Origin of the sequence: Corynebacterium sp. LK2590 (assembly GCF_040946105.1) — a bacterium.
Lineage (GTDB): Bacteria > Actinomycetota > Actinomycetes > Mycobacteriales > Mycobacteriaceae > Corynebacterium.
Map to the genome: position 1 here is coordinate 460536 of NZ_JAYWMH010000001.1, position 20381 is coordinate 480916.

The window sequence follows — 20381 nt, forward strand, 5'->3', positions numbered from 1 at the left end:
CCACGCAACAGAAAGATTAAATCGCTATGTCAACTCTGGAAATCAAGAACCTCCACGCCCAGGTGCTCCCGAACGAAGAGGGCGAAGAGCCCAAGGAGATCCTCAAGGGCGTGAACCTGACCATTAACTCTGGTGAGACCCACGCCATCATGGGGCCGAACGGCTCCGGCAAGTCGACCCTGTCTTACGTCATCGCCGGCCACCCGAAGTACGAGGTCACCGAGGGTGAAATCCTCCTCGACGGCGAGAACGTCCTGGACATGGAAGTAGACGAGCGCGCCCGCGCCGGCCTCTTCCTGGCCATGCAGTACCCGACCGAGGTCCCGGGTGTGAAGATGAGCCAGTTCCTGCGCTCGGCCGTCACCGCTACCCGCGGCGAGGCCCCGAAGCTGCGCGAGTGGAACAAGGAACTGACCGCGGCCCGCGAGCAGCTGCAGATCGATAAGTCCTTCGCTCACCGCTCCGTGAACGAGGGCTTCTCCGGCGGCGAGAAGAAGCGCCACGAGGTCATGCAGCTGGACATCCTGAAGCCGAAGATGGCCATCATGGACGAGACCGACTCCGGTCTGGACGTGGACGCGCTGCGTATTGTCTCCGACGGCATCAACCAGTACCAGGAAGAGACCAACGGCGGCATCATGCTGATTACGCACTACAAGCGCATCCTCAACTACGTGAAGCCGGATTACGTCCACGTTTTCGCTCACGGCCAGATCGTTAAGACGGGCGGCGCCGAACTGGCGGACCAGCTCGAGGCCGAGGGCTACGACAAGTTCGTCAAGTAAAGCTGGAGACTATGTCAGTACTAGATACTCAAGCTATTCGGGCGCAGTTCCCCGTCCTCAGCCGCACCGTGCGCGGGGATAAGCCGCTGGTCTACCTCGACTCCGGGGCGACCTCGCAGCGGCCCCTGCCGGTGTGGAAGGCGGAGGAGGACTTCGTCCTGCACACCTTCGCGCCTGTCCACCGCGGCGCCTACCAGTTGGCCGAGGAAGCTGACGACGCCTACGAGTCTTCCCGCCAGGCAATCGCCGCCTTCGTGGGCGCCGACCGGGACGAGATCGCGTTTACGAAGAACGCGACGGAGGCCCTTAACGAGGTGGCCTACGTCTTGGGCGACGACCGCGCCGGTGACCTAGCCGTCACGGCCGATGACACCATCGTCATCACCGAGCTGGAGCACCACGCCAACCTGGTTCCGTGGCAGGAACTGGCCCGCCGCACGGGCGCGACCCTGAAGTGGTACTCGGTGACCGAGGACGGCCGCATCGACCTGGACTCCCTGGAGCTCGACGAGTCGGTCAAGGTGGTCGCGTTCACCCACCAGTCCAACGTGACGGGTGCCGTCGCCGACGTCGCGGAGATCGTCTCCCGTGCGAAGGCCGTGGGTGCTCTCACCGTCTTGGACGCTTGCCAGTCCGTCCCGCACATGCCGGTCGACTTCCACGCCCTGGACGTTGATTTTGCCGCGTTCTCCGGGCACAAGATGTGTGGCCCTTCCGGCATCGGTGTGCTCTACGGCAAGGCCGAGCACCTAAAGGCCCTCCCGCCGTTTCTGACGGGCGGCTCGATGATCGAGGTCGTCAAGATGGAGGGCACCACCTTCGCCGCGCCGCCGCAGCGCTTCGAAGCCGGTACCCAGATGACCAGCCAGGTCGTTGGCCTTGGCGCAGCGGTCAAGTACCTGTCCGAGATCGGCATGGACAACATCCAGGCGCACGAGCATGAGCTGACCGAGTACGCGCTGGAGCAGCTGAACCAGATCGAGGGCCTGACCATCGTGGGGCCCACGACGGCGGAGCGCCGCGGCGGGGCGATTTCCTTCCTCGTCGACGGGGTCCACCCGCACGATATGGGCCAGGTGCTTGACGATCAGGGCGTGGCCATCCGCGTGGGTCACCACTGCGCGTGGCCGGTGCACCGCGCGGTGGGTGTGCAGTCCACGGCGCGCGCTAGCTTCTACCTGTACAACACGCGCGAGGAAGTCGACCAGCTGGTCGCCGCCATCAAGAAGGCGCAAGAATTCTTTGGAGTGGTGTAGATGCTGGACTCGATGTACCAAGAGGTGATCCTGGATCACTACAAGAACCCGCAGTACAAGGGCCTGCGGGAGGGCCACCAAGCGGAGGTTCACCACGTGAACCCGTCCTGCGGCGACGAGCTGACCTTGCGCGTCAAGCTGTCCGAAGACGGCAAGACCGTCGAGGACATTTCCTACGACGCGGAAGGGTGCTCGATTTCCCAGGCCTCGACCTCGGTGATGGCCGAGGAGATCGTGGGCCAGCCGCTGGAGGTGGCCAACCAGAAGCTCGCCGAGTTCGAGAAGATGGTGACCTCCCGCGGCAAGGAAGAGGGCGACGACGAAATCATCGGTGACGGTGTGGCCTTCGCCGGGGTTTCCCAGTACCCAGCCCGAGTCAAATGCGCGTTGCTAGCCTGGAAGGCATTCCAAGCCGCTGCAGGCGACGCACTCAACGAATTGGAGCACTAATGACCCAGCCCACTGACCCGTACCAGAACGAGTCCTCGAGCTTTGATGGGGGCCGCGAGCGCCCCGAGCAGACCGAGGAGCAGATCGCGAAGGCCTACGACGTCGCTGAGTTCCTCCGTGACGTCATCGACCCCGAGCTCGGCATCAACGTCGTCGACCTCGGCTTGGTCTACGAGATCTGGATGGAAGAAAACGAGGGCAAGGAAAAGGCCGTCGTTAACATGACGCTGACTTCTCCGGCGTGCCCGTTGACCGACATCATCGCCGAACAGGCCGAGCAGGCGGTCGTGGGCAACAAGGTAGCCGACCAGTTGGAAATCAACTGGGTCTGGATGCCGCCGTGGGGTCCGAACATGATCACCGAGGAGGGGCGCGAACAGCTCCAAGCCCTCGGGTTCGCCGTCTAGGCTCGACTTCGTTTTCTCTCACTTAGCCAGGCTCCTTGGTTCGTCCAGGGGGCCTGGCTTTGTGCTGCGCGGAAGTTGATAGACTAGCGGGTTGTGATTGTTACCAATGACTTGGAAGTTCGCGTCGGCGCCCGTACCTTGCTCAACGCCCCGGGCCAACACCTGCGCGTCCAGCCGGGGGACCGCATCGGGCTCATCGGACGCAATGGTGCCGGAAAGACCACCACGATGCGAATCCTGTCGGGGGAGACGGAGCCCTACGGCGGTTCGGTGACCACCTCCGGGCCCATCGGCTACCTGCCGCAGGACTCCCGGGAGGGCAATATCGAGCAGTCCGCCCGCAACCGCGTGCTTTCTGCCCGCGGCCTGGATGAAATCCAGCGTTCCATGGAAAAGCAGCAGCACATCATGGAAAACACCGACGACGACAACAAGCGCGACAAGGCGATCGCGAAGTTCTCGCGCCTGGAGGAGCGCTACCAGGCGCTGGGCGGCTACGAGGCCGCGGCCGAGTGCGCCCAAATCTGCGACAACCTGGGCCTGCCGCAGCGCGTGCTGGACCAGCAGCTCAAGACCCTGTCGGGCGGCCAGCGCCGCCGCGTGGAGCTGGCCCAGATCCTCTTCTCCGCCACCGCGGGCGCGGGCAAGTCGAACACGACCCTGCTGCTGGACGAGCCGACCAACCACCTGGACGCGGACTCGATTACCTGGGTGCGCGGCTTCCTGGCCAAGCACGAGGGCGGCCTCATCATGATCTCCCACGACGTGGAGCTGCTCGAGGCCGTCTGCAACAAGATCTGGTTCCTCGACGCGGTCCGCGCGGAAGCCGACGTCTACAACATGGGGTACAAGAAGTACCTCGACGCCCGCGCTACCGACGAGGCCCGCCGGCGCCGCGAACGCGCCAACGCGGAGAAGAAGGCCGCGGCGCTGCACAAGCAGGCCGCGAAGCTGGGCGCGAAGGCGACGAAGGCCGCGGCCGCGAAACAGATGCTCGCCCGCGCTGATCGCATGATGAACGAGCTGGACGAGGTGCGCGTGAGCGACAAGTTCGCCAGCATCAAGTTTCCTGAACCGGCCCCCTGCGGCAAGACCCCGATGAACGCCAAGGGCCTGACCAAGATGTACGGCTCCCTAGAGGTCTTCGCCGGCGTGGACCTGGCCATCGACAAGGGCTCCCGCGTGGTGGTACTCGGCACCAACGGCGCGGGCAAGACCACCTTGCTCAAGCTGCTCGCCGGGGTGGAGCGCACCGACGGCGAAGGCGGCATCGTCAGCGGCCACGGCCTGCGCATCGGCTACTTCGCCCAGGAGCACGACACCATCGACGGCGACAAGACCGTCTGGGAAAACACCATCGAGGCCTGCCCAGAGGCCGGCCAGCAGGACCTGCGCGGACTGCTCGGCGCGTTCATGTTCTCCGGCGACAAGCTGGAGCAACCCGCCGGCACGCTCTCCGGCGGTGAGAAGACCCGCCTGGCCCTGGCCACGCTGGTTTCCTCGCGCGCCAACGTCCTGCTGCTGGACGAGCCGACCAACAACCTGGACCCTATCTCCCGCGGGCAGGTCCTGGACGCCTTGCGCACCTACACCGGCGCCGTCGTCCTCGTGACCCACGATCCGGGTGCGGTCAAGGCCCTCGAGCCCGAGCGCGTCATCATCATGCCCGACGGCGACGAGGACCTCTGGTCGGACGAGTACATGGAGATCGTCGAGCTGGCCTAAACGCCTCACCGCTTACGCCCCCTGCCATCCGTGTGCCCAGGCGGCAGGGCAGTAGCGGGGAAGCTCGAAACAAAAAGCACCGCCGCGGGCTGCCAGGAAGGCAGGCCGCGGCGGTGCTTGTATGTATGGGTTGGCTTTAGCGCAGCCAACCGAAGCTCAGCAGGAATGCTTCGAGCTGAATCATCTCGTCGGTATCGGGGGCGTGGCCGGCGATAGTCTCGAAGGCCGCTGCGGCCTCCTTGGTGCTCGCCGGGGTCGAGTCAGCCTCGACCAAGTATTCAGCCACCGCGGCGTCGACCGGGGTAGCAGAAATGGTATCCACGCCGGTACCGGTGAGAGAATCCTTGAACGTATCAGCAATGCCATCCAGGATGGTGCGCATTGTGGTCATCATGATTCACCTCCACGTGAATACGGATCGTCTCGATAGTTGATAGCTCAATTATAGGACGGTCGTTCTGTGAAAGCAACCCCTAGGTAACCGAGTGTTAACCTTTTGTTCACTTTATGGCCGGGCGGTGTGGCCCGGCCGGTTTTAGAGGCCGCCGAAGAGCTCCATGCCGAAGTAGTGGGCGATGGTGTCGCGGGCAATCCAGACGATGGCGAGGATGATGACGGCAGCGAGCACGGCGTAGACGGTCCAGCCAAGCACCTTCATCTGGGGGCTGGCCGGGGTGTCGTCCACCACGACGCCATCGGCGTTGCGGATGGGATCGCCGGTCATGCACCGCATGCCGAGTGAAAACAGGAGCGGAATGCCGGCGCCAAAGAGAAGGGCAAGCCCGGCGACGTGGAGGATGGACTGGAAAATCTCGGTGACGGTCATGGCGTTTAGCGACCTTCCTGCACGTTAGTGGAATCGGATGCGGCGACCGGCTGAGCAGACGCGGTGGCGGCGGCAGCGACGGGCTCCTGGGGGCGGGACATGGAGGAGTCAACGGACTCCGAGTCCTTGTTCCAGTCCTCGTTGACGTTGGAGGCGTCGACCGGGTTCATGCGGGAGCGGACAACGATGAGGGCGGCCATGGCGACCAGGAGGACGAAGTCCACGATGGCGCCCACCGTTAGTGAAGAGAAGGCGGATACGCCGTGGGCGAGCCACCAGCTGACAAAGCCGACGAAGGCGGCGCAGGGCAGCGTGATCAGCCAGGCCGCGGCCATGCGCATGGCCACGCCCCAACGGACGTCGGCGCCGCGCTTGCCGAGGCCGGTGCCCATGATGGAGCCGGTGGACACGTGCGTGGTGGACAGCGCCATGCCGCCGGTGGCTGAGGTCAGGATGATGGCGGCCGAGGTGGCCTCAGCGGCCATGCCCTGCGGGGACTCGATTTCGACCAAGCCCTTGCCCAGGGTGCGGATAACGCGCCAGCCGCCGGAGAGTGTGCCGGCTGCGATGGCGATTGCACAGGCGAAAATGACCCAGGTCGGGATGCGCGACTCGGCGGAGGTCTCGCCAGCGGCGACCAGCGCCAGGAAGATAACGCCCATCGTCTTCTGCGCGTCACCGGCGCCGTGGGCCAAGGACACCAGGCAGGCGGTCACGATCTGGCCGTGGCGGAAGTGTTCGTTCTTGACCTTCGTCGGGATGGTGTTGGTGACCCAGTAGATCAGGGCGGTGGCGCACGCGGAAACGAGCGCGGCGATGACGGGGGAGGCCAGGGCCGGGATGATGATCTTGCCGGCGATGGAGGACCACTCCACGCCGCCGGAGCCCATGGCGGCGAAGGCCGCGCCAATCAGGCCACCAAACAGCGCGTGGGAGGAGCTCGACGGCATGCCCAGCAGCCAGGTGAACAGGTTCCACAGGATGCCGCCGATAAGGCCGGTGAAGACCACCATCAGCAGGGCCTGGCCGTCGGCCGGCACTGCGCCGGTGCCCGCGCCGGAGAGGTCATAGGAGTCCAGGTTGACGATTCCCTTAGCCACCGTGGCGGCCACGTTAACGGAGAGGAACGCGCCCACCAGGTTGAGCGCCGCGGAGATGGCTACCGCGGTAAAAGGCTTGAGCGCGCCCGTGGCAATCGAGGTCGCCATGGCGTTGGCCGTGTCGTGGAAACCGTTGGTGAAGTCAAAAGCGATGGCGGTAATCACCACGATCGCCAGGATGATCAGAGTCGCTGTCACAGTGTCGGCCCCTTGCAGTGCATGATTTGAGTAGTACAGAGTGCATCTGCGGCGCCCAAGCGTCGCGGACGGTCCGAAACATTACTCCTGCCTCGAGATTTAAACAATTTAGTTCATGCACCTATCTGAATTGTCACACTAAATTAATTCCCAGGTTGCATGGTGTTAACCGGCCGTTAACCTAGGTGGGCTTCGCCACCTCCGCGGAGGTGGCTAACGCAACACCAAAAGCGCCGATTTCTCCCGAATTAAACACTAAAATAGGGGGATAACATTTCACTACTTTGCGCCGACCGTGACGCAGGAAAAGGAGTCAACCATGTCCTGTTCGTGGGATAAGTGCCAACACGACCTGAACAAGCGCTGGTCGCAGCTCTCTTCAGCCGAGCAAAAGGGCGTTATCGGCGCCCTCGTCCTGGACGGCGTCCTCAAGGCGACCGCGTGGCACTACCTCTACCACCTACCCAGCCGCAAGATCCGCGGGCCGAAGTGGCTCTGGGCCATTATCACCGCCGTCATCGGCACCTTCGGCCCCGCCGGCTTCCTCCTCGGAGGCATCCGGCGCCGTTAGAACCTAACGCACTTAGTGGCAGCCCTGGCTTTGGCTAGGCTGCCACTTTTTCTTGTTCGGGGTCCTCGCTACCTTTGGAGGTCAATTTTGTGGGAGTGTGCTGGGCAAACGTATTGAAGGTTAGTGCAGTGTCCATGCGACTCTCGTGGAGAATCTTCCGTTTGGTACTTTTATTCAGTCCGAGTGTTTTAGGGTCTTAAGAGAAGTGTGCGCAGGGCAATACTATTTCACTCTTTCTGTCCTGTGTGTGAGTGGCTTAGTGGCCCCGGCGCTGTGCAGTTAATCCTGCGCACGTCAGGAGACGACGGCCGAAGGTTTAAGCATCTCCCGCAAAGGAATCCATGACTGTCTACCTAGAAAACGTTGAGGTGAGGCGCGGGCGGCGCGTCACGTGCTCGGTCCCGCGGCTGGAATTGGATGAACGTCCGACGTTGCTCTTGGGGCCGAACGGCGCGGGCAAGACCTCGTTGATGAACGTCGCCGCAGGGATTCTGCAGCCCTCTTCCGGCAGGGTAGTTCGCAGCGGAAGGACCATCTACGTCCCGCAAAAATTCACGCCCATCGTTGGGTTCAGCTGCCTGGAGTACTGCGCGTATGTGGCGTGGTTGCAAGGGCAAACCTCGGCTGCCGCACGCGCCGATGCGCCGCGGTGGTTGGATTCCGTGGGGCTTGCCTCTTTGCGCGGGCACCGGTGCGACCGATTGAGTGGCGGTGAGGCTGCCCGCCTGGGGCTGGCGACTGCGCTGAACAGCGCGGCAGACACGTTGCTGCTCGACGAACCGAGTGCCTCTTTGGATCCACTGAGTAAACAGCAGCTGACGGAGACGTACCAACGCGTAGCAAGCAGCGGGCATTCGATAGTTGTCTCGACGCACGACCCGGGCGAGCTGCAGGCGCCTTTTCCCGAGTGCTAGTCGTCTTAGAAGGCGCTATTGCTTTCGACGGGAGCCGGGACGAGTTTCGCCAGTTGGGGGAAACCGGTTCAGGGCCCGTGGCGGTGCTCGCTCGGTCTTTCGTGGAAAGGGGGCAGAGACCATGACACGCCTATTTGGTCTGTCGCACTGGCTGCGCCGCCCGTCAGTGTGGTTGGTGATCGTGGGGCTAGCCATCCTTTTGGTGCCACTGGAGGAGTTGACCAGTGGCGGGTACGGCCAATCGGCACTGGCGCAGGCTACCGTCTCATTCTTCGTGGCGGTTCCGGCCAGCGTGTGCGCCGTGGCCTGGGAAGCCTCCCGGTTCCGAGCACTTCGGCCACTGTCACCACGGACCGGGCTGAAGATTTTCGCCAGCCGTGCCGGAGGCTTCATCTTCGTCCCCCTCGCTGGTTTTCTGCTGGGGCTGGTGTTGCTCCTGCCCGGCTCGTCTGCGCCGAACCTGTCCACGTTGACCGGGATGGTGTTGTACTGCCTGGTAGTCGGGCTGGCCTGGTCGGTCGTCGGCTTCTGTTTGGGACTTATGCTCCGCCCGGTCTTTGCCATTCTGCTAGGCGTCGCGGTTCCGTACGTCTGGTACGCGCTGACCCCGGCCCTGCAGCCCGGCCGGCTACGGGTATTGACCGGAGATTTTACGGCATGCTGCGCACTGGATCGCACGATAGATCCGCAGGCTGTGCTCGTTGCAGCACTCAGTGTGAGCGCATTGGCTTTAGCGGTGCTAGGACTCACGGCGGCGGTATCGCGCGGACGAGTCCATGTCGGGGTGCCCCTAAGCGTTGGAGCCTCAGTAGTCAGCGCGGTGCTTGCTTTTGCGCTCGCTGGCACCGTCGGCGTGGGCGGGGGCAAACCTCGCGCGGCAGAGGAGATCCGGTGCGTGGACGAGGTGTGCACGTGGCCGGAAGTCCCAGAGCACAACGTCGAGCTCAATGTCCAGGCCCTAGACGAGATCAACGAGCTCGTCCCGGAAGGGCTCCGGCCCCGAGTCACCGGCCCCGTGGTCTGGGACGCCGCGTCCGGTGGGCAGCTTCTCTTTAGCGGGGCGGAGCACGTCGACGGGGTACTGGGAGACTTCATCGACCAAGTGGCCGTGGGATATCTCAGCCAGGCAGGCGTTGCTGTCTGCGGCCGCGATCCCCAGGGATTGAGCTCGGTGCGAACCATGGAGCCGTGGCCGATGGATAAGCCGCTGTCGGTCGAAGCGGTCCAGCAAAGGCTAGAGGAAACGCTATGCCCGCCGGCCGACGCCACCGTTCGGCAGGGAGGGTAGTGTCTTGCGTTCGATGTTCGCTTTGTACTGGCGTTCCCACCGGCTCACCGCGGTAGTCGCTGTGGCGCTGGGTGTGTCGTGGCGGTTGTCGCTATCGGGAGAGTCGCTATTTCATTGCCATGGATTCCCCGAGAAGGGTTGGTAAACGTGGCGGTGGTGGCGGAAATCGCCTACGGGTGTCTGATTCCGTTGACCTTTCGCAATCGGGCGTCGGAGCTTGAGGAAATCGGCGAACGAAACTGGAAGGTGCCGGACAGCCTCCTCGTTGGCGTCCTGTGGGGTTTGCCCGTGGCGGTAGTGGTGCTGACCGAGGAGGGGCTGAGGTTCTTTTATGCCTGCTCACTGCTTCAAGCGGCATGGATTGTCCTGGGCCGGTGGCTACGTAGCGATACTGTGATGGTGGCGATAGTAGGGGCGTTCCTCGTACAAACTGCGCTGTGGTCGGCGGTCGCGCATTCGCCCTGGCGCTTCGCGCTTTTCCTACTAGAAACCCCGCCGGCTCCGGTCGCCTGTGGGCTGGCCGGGTTGGGCGGGGTGGTCTGCCTGGTCGGGGTGGGCGCCTATAAGGCGGCCAACCCCGGGGACCAGGCGAAGTAGGGAACGGCTCCTAGTTGCGGAAACCGTGGACCGGGGCGGGGATGAAGCCGCCTCGGTTGATGAACTGGGAGTTGCCCACGGTGTTGACCGGGATGACGGGGGCGTAGCCCAGCAGGCCGCCGAAGTTGACCTCGTCGCCGATCTGGGCGCCGGGCACCGGGATGACGCGCACCGCGGTCGTCTTATGGTTCATCATGCCGATGGCCGCCTCGTCGGCGATCATGCCGGCGATGGTGGTGGCGGAGGTATCGCCTGGCAGGGCAATCATGTCGAAGCCGACGGAGCAGATGGAGGTCATCGCCTCCAACTTGTCCATGGAGATGGCCCCGGACTTGACCGCGTCGATCATGCCCTTGTCCTCGGAGACCGGGATGAAGGAACCCGACAGGCCGCCGACGCGGGAGCAGGCCATCATGCCGCCCTTCTTGACGGCATCGTTAAGCAGCGCCAGCGCAGCGGTGGTGCCGTGGGTGCCGACCTGGTCCAGGCCCATGTGCTCGAGGATGTGGGCGACGGAGTCGCCCAACTCGGCGGTAGGTGCCAGGGACAGATCCGCGATGCCGAAGGGGACACCGAGGCGCTCCGCGGCGAGGTTGCCTACCAGCTGGCCGGCGCGGGTGATCTTGAACGCGGCCTTCTTGACCTCTTCGGCGACCTCGTTGAGGGTCGCGCCCTCCAGCGAGCCTAGGGCGCGGTCGACCACGCCGGGGCCGGACACGCCCACGGAGACGACGCAGTCGGGCTCCTCGATGCCGTGGAAGGCACCCGCCATGAACGGGTTATCGCCCACGGAGTTGGCGAAGACGACCAGCTTGGCGCAGGCGATGGCGGAGTTGTCGCGGGTCAGTTCCGCGGACTCCTTGATGACCTCGCCCATGCGCTTGGCGGCGTTCATGTTGATACCGGCGCGGGAGGAGGCGATGTTGACCGAGGAGCAGACGAGCTCGGTGGTGGACAGGGCCTCCGGGATGGAGTCGATGAGCTTCTTCTCCGCGGAGGTGGCGCCCTTTTCCACGAGGGCGGAATAGCCGCCCACGAAGTTCACGCCGACTTCCTTGGCAGCGCGGTCGAGGGCCTCGGCGACCTCGACGGGGTTGCCTTCGACGCCGGCGACCACGAGGGAGACCGGGGTGACGGAGATGCGCTTGTTGACAATCGGGATGCCCAGCTCGGTCTCGATACCGCGGGCGACCTCGACCAGGCGCTCGGCGCGCTTAGTCACCAGGTCGTAGACGGCCTCGGCGGTGGCAGACATCGTGGAGCGGGTGCAGCCGAGCAAGGAGATGCCCATCGTGACCGTCCGGATGTCCAGGCGGTACTTGTCGATCATCTCAATGGTCTCGAGGACCCGGTGAGTATTGAACGTGTTAACCATGAATCCAGACTCTCCTTAGACCTCGTTCATGGTGGTGAACAGTTCTTCGGACTGGATGCGAATGGACTGCTTCTTCGCTTCCGCGACCGGATCCATCTTCGACTGGATCTCGGCAATAGAGGTGGCAGAATCATCAAACTCGACCCGCAGAATCATCGTGAAAAAGCCGGACATCAACGTCTGGGAGATGTCAACAATATTCACATCGAGCTCGGCGAGCTGGGTGGACACGGAGGCAACAATACCGGTGGAATCCACACCGGTCACGGTCATAATCGCAAACATGTCCCTATTGTATCTGTCACTCCACAGGTGGCGGGCTAAAGGGCAAAATCGGCAAGGTAATTCGCCTCACGTTGGTACGGTGGGGCTTATGACTGCGAACAAAGAACTCAAGGTCCTCATCATCGGCGGACACGGCAAGGTCGCCCAGCTCGCCGCACCGAAGCTGTGCGAGGCCGGCGCCGAAGTCACCTCGCTCATCCGCAACCCGGATCAGCAGGCCGACATCGAAAAGCTGGGTGCGACGCCGTACCTGGCGGACGTCACCCAACTAACTGTGGAGGACTGGGCCCAGCTGGAGAGCCACTTCGACGCGGTGGTTTGGTCCGCCGGTAACGGCGGCCGCGGGGGCGAGCAGGTCACCATCGACGTCGACCAGGATGCCGCGCTGGCCAGCATCCACGGCCTGGAGCAGCTGCGCGATCAGGGTGCGAAGGTCCCGCGCTACGTCATGGTCTCCTACAAGGGCGCGACGCAAGCGGAGTTCGCCCCGGATCACGACCTCTACACCTATTCGCTGGCCAAGAAGGCCGTGGACGACTACCTGAACTCCACGGACTTGGACTACGTCATCCTGGGCCCAGCAGTGCTTACCGACGAGCCGGCGGCGGGCATCCAGCTCGTTGCCGATCAGCCTGCGACCTCTACCGATGAGCACACCTCCCGCGAACTGGTCGCCGCGGTCATCACCGAGGTCGTTACCCGCGAGCAGACCCCGCACAGCCCGGTTTCCTTCGTCGATGGCGAAGGGACGCTCGGCGAAATCGCCTAGAACGGGGAGCGTCGGTCGGTCCCGCAGACTTCGTCGATCGCGGAGAATCTCGAGAATATTGGAGACTCTGGAGACTTCGGAGCCTTTGCGGGCCGTGCAGACTCCGGAGACTGTGGGCAGTAATCAAAGACCTGAGATGGAGGCCAAAGACCAGATGGAGGATGAACGTGTGGACTCAGCGGCGGGGCAGGCACCGCGCAAGGTCCTGCTGGATTGCGACCCCGGCATCGACGATGCCGTTGCCATCCTGTACCTGGCCGGGCGGCACCACGCCGGGGAAATCGAGCTAGTCGGGATTAGCACCACGGGCGGCAACGCCACCGCCGAGCAGACCGCGGTTAACGCCCGTTGGCTCCTAGACGCCTGTGGCCTGCCCGAGGTCCCCGTGGCCGTTGGGGAGGCCGGCCCCGCCGACCGCGAGCTGGTCACCACCCCGGAGACCCACGGACCTAGCGGCCTGGGGCACTTCGACGCGCGCCTGGCCGACGGGGCAGAGCCGAAACAATCGTGGCGGGAGCTGTGGCAGCAGTGCCTGGACGGGAAGGAACCCGTAGATCTTATCGTGACCGGCCCGCTGACGAACGCGGCGCAGTGGGATAATCTCGCGAGGTTCCGCCAGGTCACCGTCATGGGCGGTGCCGTCAACTACCGCGGCAACACCACCCCGACCGCCGAGTGGAACTTCTGGGTGGACCCTTTGGCCGCCCACCAGTTTTTCCATGCCCAACTGCCGCCGGTGGTGCTGTGTTCGCTGGAGGTGACCGAGCAATTCCTCATCACCCCGGAGCGCGCCGATCGGTTGGCGGGCGTGCTTGATAATGCGGACCTGGCCGAGGCGATGCTCGAGATGCTGCGGTTCTACTTCGAGTTCCACGACGCGCAAGGCGAGGGCTACCAGGCCCAAGTCCACGACGCCGTAACCGCGATCGTGGCGCTGGGCGCGTGCGACTACGATGCCGTGCCCACCACCATGGACGTCGAGGTCGACAGCCCGCTGCTGCGGGGCACGAGCGTGGCCGACCTGCGCGGGCACTGGGGACGCGACGCCAATGCTTCGCTCGTGACCGGCGTGGACATCGACCGCGCCCACGCGGAATTGGAGCGGGGCTGGCGGCTGCTAGCCGAATTCGGGCCACAGCACCCGGAACGCTAAGATAGCCACCGTACAGCTGCTGGCTCGAGGTGACATAGAGCAGGCAGCACGGCAATAGCCGTGCTTTTCCTATCCACTACCAACCCGTAGGTGGTCAATTTCTATGTCCCCACTGTTTTCAAAGTCCGCTCCATCTGCTGATTCCGCCGAGACGCGAACCCCCGGCCCGGCCAGCTCAGCGCCGGCCGCCGCGCCCTCATGGTGGCCGGCGCCCTGGTCGTCGCCGGCACCTGGATCTACCTGGTTCTGCTGCGGCCCACGGATTGGGAGTCCGTGGCCGGCAGCCCCGAGGCACTAATTACCCTGGCCGGCTATTTCGGCGGGGCAGCGCTGCTGCTCGCCGGCGCGCTGCCGTCGCTATCCGCCGAGGCAATCGCCCTCATCCCGGTCTGCTTGGTCATCAACATCGTCATCGGTGAGCTCATCGGCTCTATCGGCGTGCCGCTCTACCTAGATTCCCTGGGCACCGTCCTGATGGCGGCCCTGCTCGGCCCAGTGGCCGGCCTGGCCACCGGCACGCTGTCATCCGTGGTCTGGGGCTTTATCAACCCGGCCGCCCTGCCGTTTGCGGCGGTGTCGGCGGCCACGGGGTGGATGGCCGGGTGGGCCATCCAGCGCGGTGCCTTCCAACGCATCTGGCGCATCGTGGTCAGCGGCGCCATCATCGGCATCGTTAGCGGCATGCTCGCCGCTCCGGTCGCGGCCTTCGTCTACGGCGGCACGGCGGGTCTGGGCACGGGCGCGTTGGTCTCGGTCTTCCGCGAATTCGGCAATTCCCTCCTCGCGTCGGTGACCATGCAGTCGCTGGTCTCCGATCCGCTCGACAAGATCGTGGTCCTTGCAGTCGTGGCGCTCACGGTGAAGGCGCTGCCGCAGCGAGTCCTCAAGCGCCTGCACCCGGCAGTGCAGCCGCGCCAGGACGCCGAGACGAAGTCCTAGCCGCCGGGAATACCAACCGATATGGGCATGGGGATGGGGACGGGCCAGGGCCCGGCCGCGGGCACGCGCGGTGGCGGTAACGCGCCGCGGGCGCCGCAGCGCAGGCTCCACCCGGCGACGCCTGCGACTTTTGCCGCGGTGGCGCGGCTGCTGGTCATCGCGCTGAACCACCCGGCGGTCTCCGCGGTGGTGCTGGGGCTCGCGCTGGTAGTCGGCACCTACCGCGGCCGCGGGCCGGCGGTGGCCATGATGACCTGCGCTATTTCTCTGCCCGGGGCGCTGTCGATGGTCGCCATCCACGCCCCGCACGGTCAGGACCAGATCTTTGCTTTCGTCACCCGCGACGGGTTGGTCCTGGCCGGGGTCTTGTCGCTGCGGTTTCTCGCGCTCGTCGCGGTGGTACTCGCCGCGGTGGCCTGCGTGGACGTGCCCGACGTTGCCAAGGCGATCCAGGCCTCTAAGGCCGGGTACAAGGTGGCCTATATCGTGGGCGCCTCGTTGCAGCTGCTGCCGCGGGGCACCCGGGTCGTCGGCGTAGTCCGGGACGCTAACCGCCTGGAAGGCCGCGCGCCTAGCTGGCGGAACCTGGCCAGCCGCTATATCGGCCCGGTGGTCTCCTTGCTGCTGTACCAAGCCACGGCGCAGGCCAAGGCACTCACCGCCGTCGGCTTCGACCAGCCCGGCCCGCGCACGGTGCTCCGCCCGGTCCCGGACACCCTAGGCCAACGGGTCTTCCGCTGGGCCGCCGTAGTCGCCGGGCTGGCCGTCGTGGGGTGGTCGCTATGGAGTTAGCCCAGCTGGCCGACCGCGTTCGGGAGTCCTCCGCGCGGTTGGTGCAAGTCGTGGTGCCGTATAGCTACCAGGTTGAAGACGTCGCCGAGGCGCTGGCCGGCGCGCTGGAGACCCGGGCGGTGCTAGGCGCTGACCCGCAGGTGCACATCTCCGCGCTGCGTAACACGGTCATTGAGGAACTGGCCATCCCGCTCGAGCACGCTGGATGGACGCGGGAGAGCATGGAATGCCGGTGCACCGCGGTGCTCGCGCAAGTGGGCTTAAGCGAGCACGCGGAGCGCGACCCGCGGCAACTGTCCGGCGGCCAGACCCGCCGTCTGGCTATCGGCGCGCTGACCATCGTCTCCCCGGCAGCGGTCGTGCTGACCGAGCCGCTCGCGGGCCTGGACAGTAGGTCCCGGGCGGGCATCGTCGAGCTCCTCCACGCTTTGGACGGCAGCCGGGTGGTGACGATCAGCCACGCCGTGGAAGAAGACCTGGGTGGCGAGGTCGTCGCCCTCGCCGCCACCACGGACGAGCCGGACCTGGCTGCCGGGGTGCAGGCCCTCGACCTGCCGGGTGCCGGGACGAGGATAGAGCCCGCGGCCGGGTCGGTAGCGGATGCGGCGGGGGAGAGCCTGCCCGTGCGGGACCTGGTGGTGCGCCGCGGGGCGGGCCGGCGGCGCTGGTGGCAGTTCCGGCAGACCCAGGGCCCGGGCTTTAAGGTGGGTCCGGTCGACTTCGATCTCGTACCCGGTCGGGTGCTGTGGGTGCGCGGGGACAACGGCAGCGGGAAGACCACGCTGGTGCGCGCGTTGGCGGGCCTGGATGGCCATGAACCGGTTTGTGACTCCGTCGCGGCCTGCCTGCAGTCGCCCTTCGACCAGGTGGCGGCCCCCACCGTGGAGACGATGCTGGGCTCGGCACAGGCGTGCAGGCAACTCGGCCTTGACCCCCAAACGCACCCTTTGGACCTGCCGGTCTCCCAGCTGCGGGTGGCCCAGGTTGTCGCCACCGCCCGGCGGGCGGCCCGCGTCGTAGTCTTCGACGAACCGGATACCTACCTCGCGCCCGCCCACCGAGAGGTCATCGCCGGACTTATCGCCCGGGTGGCGGCCACGGGCGCGGCGGTGGTGTTGACCTGCCACAACGAAAAATTCGTGCACGACCTGCCTGCGGGGCTGGCCGTGCACGAATTGTGGCTGGGGCGGACGGGGAAGGACCTGTCCTAGTCGACGCCGTCCTTGCGGATGGAGTGCTCGACGATGTCGAGGACGCTGCTTAGCCGCTGGGTATCACCCATGGCCAGCCGGTTGATGAACCCGTCCATGAAGGTCTCCAGGTAGATGACCAGGGTCTCGACGGGGACGTCGTCGCGCAGCCGGCCCTTCTCCGCGTTGGAGTACAGGCGCTGGCGGACCGCGTCGTCCAGGATGGACTGGTGGTCCTTCCAGCGGGCACGGAAGGAGGCATCCGTGCGCAGCAGCGAGATGATCTCCAGGCGGGTGGCCAGCCAGTCGTAACGCTCCGGCTGGTTGAGCATGTTGCGCATGACCTCAACCAAGCCCTCGCGGGCGACGACCTCCGCCTGGCGGGCGGCGTCCTCGCGGGCCAGGGCCAAAAACAGCGACTCCTTGTCACCGAAATGGTGGAAGATAGCACCGCGGGACTTGCCTGTCGCTTCCTCCAACAGGCGCACCGTGGCACCCTCGTAGCCATGCTCCGCGAAGCAGCGCCGAGCACCTATCAGGATGTCGTGGCGGCGCCGGTTGAGTTCGCTATCGCTGACGATGGGCATGTTGTGACCTCTTGCTCTGTGGGTGGACGTGGACAGGAAATTGCGCGTAGGCGCATGAGCCCCGCGGGGCGGGTGCGGGTATAGCTAAAGGGGGCCGCGAGGCTCCCGCAGGTTGACGCCGCGGGAGTGCAGCCCCCTCTAACTTCAGGGTGCGGCTATATCGAGCCTAGCCAGCTTAGGACTTAACCATCTGGCGCAGCACGAACTGGAGGATGCCGCCGTGGCGGTAGTAGTCAGCCTCACCAGGGGTGTCGATGCGCACGTCGGTGTCGAACTCGACGGTGGAGCCGTCCTCCTTGGTGGCGGTGACGTGGACCTCCTTCGGGTGGCCCTCGTTGTTGAACTCGCTCAGGCCAACGATGTCGAAGGTTTCGGTGCCGTCCAAGCCGAGGGACTCGTGGGAGTCGCCGTCCTTGAACTGCAGCGGAGCCACGCCCATACCGATGAGGTTGGAGCGGTGGATGCGCTCGTAGGACTCGGTGATGACGGCCTTGACGCCCAGCAGGTTGGTGCCCTTAGCAGCCCAGTCACGGGAGGAACCGGTGCCGTATTCCTTACCAGCCAGAACGACCAGCGGGGTGCCCTGCTCCTTGTAGTTCTGAGCAGCGTCGTAGATGAACGCCTGCGGGCCACCCTCCTGGGTGAAGTCGCGGGTGTAGCCGCCGGTCACGTCCACCAGCTGGTTAGCCAGGCGGATGTTCGCGAAGGTACCGCGGACCATGACCTCGTGGTTACCACGACGGGAGCCCAGGGAGTTGTAGTCCTTGCGGGCCACGCCGTGCTCGTCCAGGTACTGGGCGGCCGGGGTGCCCGGCTTGATGGCGGAAGCGGGGGAGATGTGGTCGGTGGTGACCGAGTCGCCCAGCTTCACCAGGACGCGAGCGCCCTTGATGTCTTCGACGTCGCCCGGCTCGAGCTGCATGCCCTCGAAGTACGGTGCCTTGCGGACGTAGGTGGAGTTCTCGTCCCACTCGAAGGTCTCGCCCTCCGGAACGTCCAGGTTGCGCCATGCGTCGTCGCCCTTGAAGACGTCGGCGTAGTCGGCCTCGTACATCTCGCGGGAGATAGCGGACTGGATGGTCTCCTCAATCTCCTCGGTGGACGGCCAGATGTCCTTCAGGAAGACGTCGTTGCCGTCCTGGTCCTGGCCCAGGGCCTGGTTCTCGAAGTCGAAGTCCATGGTGCCGGCGATAGCGTAGGCGATGACCATGATCGGGGACGCCAGGTAGTTCATCTTGACGTCCGGGGAGATGCGGCCCTCGAAGTTACGGTTACCGGACAGGACTGCGGTAGCAGCCAGGTCGTGCTCGTTGATGGCGTCGGAGATCTCGTCCGGCAGCGGGCCGGAGTTACCGATGCAGGTGGTGCAGCCGAAGCCGGAGAGGTAGAAGCCCAGAGCCTCGAGGTCCTTCCACAGGTCGGCGCGCTGGAAGTAGCCGTCGACAACCTGGGAACCCGGGGCGCAAATGGTCTTGACCCACGGCTTGGAGTGCAGGCCCTTCTTAGCCGCGTTGCGGGCAATCAGGCCGGCGCCGACCATGACGGACGGGTTCGAGGTGTTGGTGCAGGAGGTGATGGAGGCGATAGCCACCATGCCGTGGTCCAGGGTGTACTCGCCACCGTTCGGGGAGTTGACCACGACCGGGTGGGACTGACGTCCGGAGGAACCCTTGGCGGCGGACTCGTTGTTGCCCGCGCGGGACTGGTTCAGGCCGCCGGTGACGTCGACGTCGTCGTCCGGAGCGCCGCCCTCGTCGGTCATGCGCTTGGCCTCAACGGTGGTCTCGTCGACGATGGCCTCGTCGGTGGTGTAGTTGCCCAGGTCCTTACGGAACTGCTCCTTGGCCTCGGACAGCAGGATGCGGTCCTGCGGGCGCTTCGGGCCGGCGATGGACGGAACCACGGTGCCCAGGTCGAGCTCGAGGTACTCGGAGTACTCGGCCTCCGGAGCGTCCTGCTCCAGCCACATGCCCTGTGCCTTGGCGTACTCGCGGACACGGTCGATCTGCTCTTCCGGACGGCCGGTGAGCTCGAGGTACTTGATGGTCTCTTCGTCGATCGGGAAGATGGCCGCGGTGGAGCCGAACTCCGGGGACATGTTGCCGATGGTGGCGCGGTTAGCCAGCGGGACGGACTTGACGCCGTTGCCGTAGAACTCGACGAACTTGCCGACAACGCCCTGCTGACGCAGCATCTCGGTGATGGTCAGAACGACGTCGGTAGCGGTCACGCCGACCGGGATCTCACCGGTCAGCTTGAAGCCGACGACCTTCGGGATGAGCATGGAAACCGGCTGGCCCAGCATGGCAGCCTCGGCCTCGATGCCGCCGACGCCCCAGCCCAGGATGCCCAGGCCGTTTTCCATGGTGGTGTGGGAGTCGGTACCGATACAGGTATCCGGGTAAGCCAGGCCCTCGTTGTCGAAGACGACGCGGGACAGGTACTCGATGTTGACCTGGTGGACAATACCGGTTCCCGGGGGCACCACGCGGAAGTTGGAGAAGTTCTCGGAGCCCCAGCGGAGGAACTGGTAGCGCTCCTCGTTGCGCTGGTACTCGATCTCGACGTTCTTCTCGAGAGCGTCGGAGGAACCGAAGGCCTCGGTGATAACGGAGTGGTCGATGACCATCTCGGCCGGGTTCAGCGGGTTGACCTGATCCGGGGTGCCGCCCAGAGCGGACACGGCCTCGCGCATGGTGGCCAGGTCGACCACACAGGGAACGCCGGTGAAGTCCTGCATCAGAACGCGGGCCGGGGTGAACTGGATCTCGGTGTCCGGCTCAGCCTTCGGGTCCCAGTTGGCCAGGGCATCGATGTGCTCCTTGGTCACGTTCTTGCCGTCTTCGTGGCGCAGCAGGTTCTCGCCGAGGACCTTCAACGAGTAGGGCAGCTTGGACATGCCCTCGACAGCGTTGATGTCAAAGTAATCGTAGGACTTGCCGTTGACGTCAAGAGTCTTCTTGGCGCCGAAAGAGTTCAAGCTTTCAGTCACAGGGAGCTCCATTCCTTGTTTGAGAACTAAGATGTTCGCCATCGTCGCTCAGGTATTAGTTCCGCATACTCGCCCGGGCGCCCCGCGTGAGCGGGAAACTAGGGCGAAGTTAATAGCCATGGGATATATACTTCGGAGACGACGTGAACGCGATGGTTCATTTATCCATCATAGATGGCTGA

21 protein-coding genes are annotated in these 20381 nt (G+C 64.8%); 14 read left to right on the forward strand and 7 right to left on the reverse strand.

The features are described from left to right. The first annotated feature begins 26 nt into the window (after positions 1-26). From sufC to VVR85_RS02150, 5 genes are all read left to right on the forward strand, one after another. The gene (gene sufC / locus VVR85_RS02130) at positions 27-785 is read left to right on the forward strand and encodes a Fe-S cluster assembly ATPase SufC (protein WP_368519305.1); all 759 of its coding nucleotides are present in this window, start codon (positions 27-29) and stop codon (positions 783-785) included. A gap of 11 nt (positions 786-796) precedes the next feature. Further along, complete coding sequence (locus tag VVR85_RS02135) at positions 797-2041, forward strand: cysteine desulfurase (RefSeq protein ID WP_368519306.1); 1245 nt, start codon at positions 797-799, stop codon at positions 2039-2041. After that, positions 2042-2491, forward strand: a complete 450-nt coding sequence (gene sufU, locus VVR85_RS02140) for a Fe-S cluster assembly sulfur transfer protein SufU (protein ID WP_368519307.1) — start codon at positions 2042-2044, stop codon at positions 2489-2491. Then, positions 2491-2898, forward strand: coding sequence for a metal-sulfur cluster assembly factor (locus VVR85_RS02145; RefSeq protein WP_070768020.1), 408 nt, complete (start codon positions 2491-2493; stop codon positions 2896-2898). The genes sufU and VVR85_RS02145 overlap by 1 nt, the downstream gene beginning before the upstream one ends. A gap of 93 nt (positions 2899-2991) precedes the next feature. Then, the gene (locus tag VVR85_RS02150; RefSeq protein ID WP_368519308.1) at positions 2992-4623 is read left to right on the forward strand and encodes an ABC-F family ATP-binding cassette domain-containing protein; all 1632 of its coding nucleotides are present in this window, start codon (positions 2992-2994) and stop codon (positions 4621-4623) included. Positions 4624-4759: 136 nt separating this feature from the next. Here VVR85_RS02150 and VVR85_RS02155 read toward each other — a convergent pair whose 3' ends face one another. The 3 genes from VVR85_RS02155 to VVR85_RS02165 form a co-directional block, all read right to left on the reverse strand. Then, positions 4760-5017 carry a hypothetical protein gene (locus VVR85_RS02155; RefSeq protein WP_368519309.1) on the reverse strand — a complete coding sequence of 86 codons (258 nt, stop codon included), beginning with the start codon at positions 5015-5017 and terminating at the stop codon, positions 4760-4762. Positions 5018-5158: 141 nt separating this feature from the next. Continuing rightward, positions 5159-5449: a hypothetical protein gene (locus VVR85_RS02160; RefSeq protein WP_368519310.1), complete on the reverse strand. Its 291-nt coding sequence runs from the start codon at positions 5447-5449 to the stop codon at positions 5159-5161. A 5-nt stretch (positions 5450-5454) separates the two neighbouring features. Beyond that, positions 5455-6747, reverse strand: a complete 1293-nt coding sequence (locus VVR85_RS02165) for an anion permease (protein ID WP_368519311.1) — start codon at positions 6745-6747, stop codon at positions 5455-5457. Between the two features lie 319 nt (positions 6748-7066). Between VVR85_RS02165 and VVR85_RS02170 the strand changes: the two genes are divergently transcribed. From VVR85_RS02170 to VVR85_RS02185, 4 genes are all read left to right on the forward strand, one after another. Next, positions 7067-7318 (forward strand): hypothetical protein, encoded by a 252-nt coding sequence (locus tag VVR85_RS02170; protein WP_368519312.1) that lies wholly within the window; start codon positions 7067-7069, stop codon positions 7316-7318. Between the two features lie 341 nt (positions 7319-7659). After that, entirely contained in the window at positions 7660-8232 is a 573-nt protein-coding gene (locus VVR85_RS02175; protein ID WP_368519313.1) for an ATP-binding cassette domain-containing protein, read from the forward strand. A gap of 121 nt (positions 8233-8353) precedes the next feature. After that, positions 8354-9520, forward strand: a complete 1167-nt coding sequence (locus tag VVR85_RS02180; protein WP_368519314.1) for a hypothetical protein — start codon at positions 8354-8356, stop codon at positions 9518-9520. A 147-nt stretch (positions 9521-9667) separates the two neighbouring features. Then, complete coding sequence (locus VVR85_RS02185) at positions 9668-10117, forward strand: hypothetical protein (protein ID WP_368519315.1); 450 nt, start codon at positions 9668-9670, stop codon at positions 10115-10117. Positions 10118-10127: 10 nt separating this feature from the next. Here VVR85_RS02185 and VVR85_RS02190 read toward each other — a convergent pair whose 3' ends face one another. After that, positions 10128-11492, reverse strand: coding sequence for a PFL family protein (locus VVR85_RS02190; RefSeq protein WP_368519316.1), 1365 nt, complete (start codon positions 11490-11492; stop codon positions 10128-10130). A 15-nt stretch (positions 11493-11507) separates the two neighbouring features. Continuing rightward, on the reverse strand, positions 11508-11777 hold the full coding sequence (locus VVR85_RS02195; protein WP_290221813.1) for an ACT domain-containing protein: 270 nt from the start codon (positions 11775-11777) through the stop codon (positions 11508-11510). An 88-nt stretch (positions 11778-11865) separates the two neighbouring features. Between VVR85_RS02195 and VVR85_RS02200 the strand changes: the two genes are divergently transcribed. From VVR85_RS02200 to VVR85_RS02220, 5 genes are all read left to right on the forward strand, one after another. Then, positions 11866-12546, forward strand: a complete 681-nt coding sequence (locus tag VVR85_RS02200; protein ID WP_368519317.1) for an NAD(P)H-binding protein — start codon at positions 11866-11868, stop codon at positions 12544-12546. Positions 12547-12700: 154 nt separating this feature from the next. Beyond that, a complete protein-coding gene (locus VVR85_RS02205) occupies positions 12701-13699 on the forward strand; it encodes a nucleoside hydrolase (protein WP_368519318.1) in 999 nt (332 codons plus the stop codon). A 198-nt stretch (positions 13700-13897) separates the two neighbouring features. Further along, positions 13898-14638: an ECF transporter S component gene (locus tag VVR85_RS02210; protein ID WP_368519319.1), complete on the forward strand. Its 741-nt coding sequence runs from the start codon at positions 13898-13900 to the stop codon at positions 14636-14638. A 21-nt stretch (positions 14639-14659) separates the two neighbouring features. Then, on the forward strand, positions 14660-15430 hold the full coding sequence (locus tag VVR85_RS02215; RefSeq protein WP_368519320.1) for an ABC transporter permease: 771 nt from the start codon (positions 14660-14662) through the stop codon (positions 15428-15430). Further along, the gene (locus tag VVR85_RS02220) at positions 15421-16641 is read left to right on the forward strand and encodes an ATP-binding cassette domain-containing protein (RefSeq protein ID WP_368519321.1); all 1221 of its coding nucleotides are present in this window, start codon (positions 15421-15423) and stop codon (positions 16639-16641) included. The genes VVR85_RS02215 and VVR85_RS02220 overlap by 10 nt, the downstream gene beginning before the upstream one ends. Here the strand turns inward: VVR85_RS02220 and VVR85_RS02225 are convergent. Then, on the reverse strand, positions 16638-17207 hold the full coding sequence (locus VVR85_RS02225; RefSeq protein WP_070768031.1) for a TetR/AcrR family transcriptional regulator: 570 nt from the start codon (positions 17205-17207) through the stop codon (positions 16638-16640). The genes VVR85_RS02220 and VVR85_RS02225 overlap by 4 nt on opposite strands. 175 nt (positions 17208-17382) lie before the next feature. Next, a complete protein-coding gene (gene acnA, locus VVR85_RS02230; RefSeq protein ID WP_368519322.1) occupies positions 17383-20199 on the reverse strand; it encodes an aconitate hydratase AcnA in 2817 nt (938 codons plus the stop codon). Positions 20200-20381: the final 182 nt, after the last annotated feature.

Bases quoted from the DNA above. Each gene is read 5' to 3' on its own strand.
- sufC (WP_368519305.1), top strand. From the start codon at position 27: ATGTCAACTCTGGAAATCAAGAACCTCCACGCCCAGGTGCTCCCGAAC.
- VVR85_RS02135 (WP_368519306.1), top strand. From the start codon at position 797: ATGTCAGTACTAGATACTCAAGCTATTCGGGCGCAGTTCCCCGTCCTC.
- sufU (WP_368519307.1), top strand. From the start codon at position 2,042: ATGCTGGACTCGATGTACCAAGAGGTGATCCTGGATCACTACAAGAAC.
- VVR85_RS02145 (WP_070768020.1), top strand. From the start codon at position 2,491: ATGACCCAGCCCACTGACCCGTACCAGAACGAGTCCTCGAGCTTTGAT.
- VVR85_RS02155 (WP_368519309.1), bottom strand. From the start codon at position 5,017: ATGATGACCACAATGCGCACCATCCTGGATGGCATTGCTGATACGTTC.
- VVR85_RS02160 (WP_368519310.1), bottom strand. From the start codon at position 5,449: ATGACCGTCACCGAGATTTTCCAGTCCATCCTCCACGTCGCCGGGCTT.
- VVR85_RS02170 (WP_368519312.1), top strand. From the start codon at position 7,067: ATGTCCTGTTCGTGGGATAAGTGCCAACACGACCTGAACAAGCGCTGG.
- VVR85_RS02175 (WP_368519313.1), top strand. From the start codon at position 7,660: ATGACTGTCTACCTAGAAAACGTTGAGGTGAGGCGCGGGCGGCGCGTC.
- VVR85_RS02180 (WP_368519314.1), top strand. From the start codon at position 8,354: ATGACACGCCTATTTGGTCTGTCGCACTGGCTGCGCCGCCCGTCAGTG.
- VVR85_RS02190 (WP_368519316.1), bottom strand. From the start codon at position 11,492: ATGGTTAACACGTTCAATACTCACCGGGTCCTCGAGACCATTGAGATG.
- VVR85_RS02195 (WP_290221813.1), bottom strand. From the start codon at position 11,777: ATGTTTGCGATTATGACCGTGACCGGTGTGGATTCCACCGGTATTGTT.
- VVR85_RS02200 (WP_368519317.1), top strand. From the start codon at position 11,866: ATGACTGCGAACAAAGAACTCAAGGTCCTCATCATCGGCGGACACGGC.
- VVR85_RS02205 (WP_368519318.1), top strand. From the start codon at position 12,701: ATGGAGGATGAACGTGTGGACTCAGCGGCGGGGCAGGCACCGCGCAAG.
- VVR85_RS02210 (WP_368519319.1), top strand. From the start codon at position 13,898: ATGGTGGCCGGCGCCCTGGTCGTCGCCGGCACCTGGATCTACCTGGTT.
- VVR85_RS02215 (WP_368519320.1), top strand. From the start codon at position 14,660: ATGGGCATGGGGATGGGGACGGGCCAGGGCCCGGCCGCGGGCACGCGC.
- VVR85_RS02220 (WP_368519321.1), top strand. From the start codon at position 15,421: ATGGAGTTAGCCCAGCTGGCCGACCGCGTTCGGGAGTCCTCCGCGCGG.
- VVR85_RS02225 (WP_070768031.1), bottom strand. From the start codon at position 17,207: ATGCCCATCGTCAGCGATAGCGAACTCAACCGGCGCCGCCACGACATC.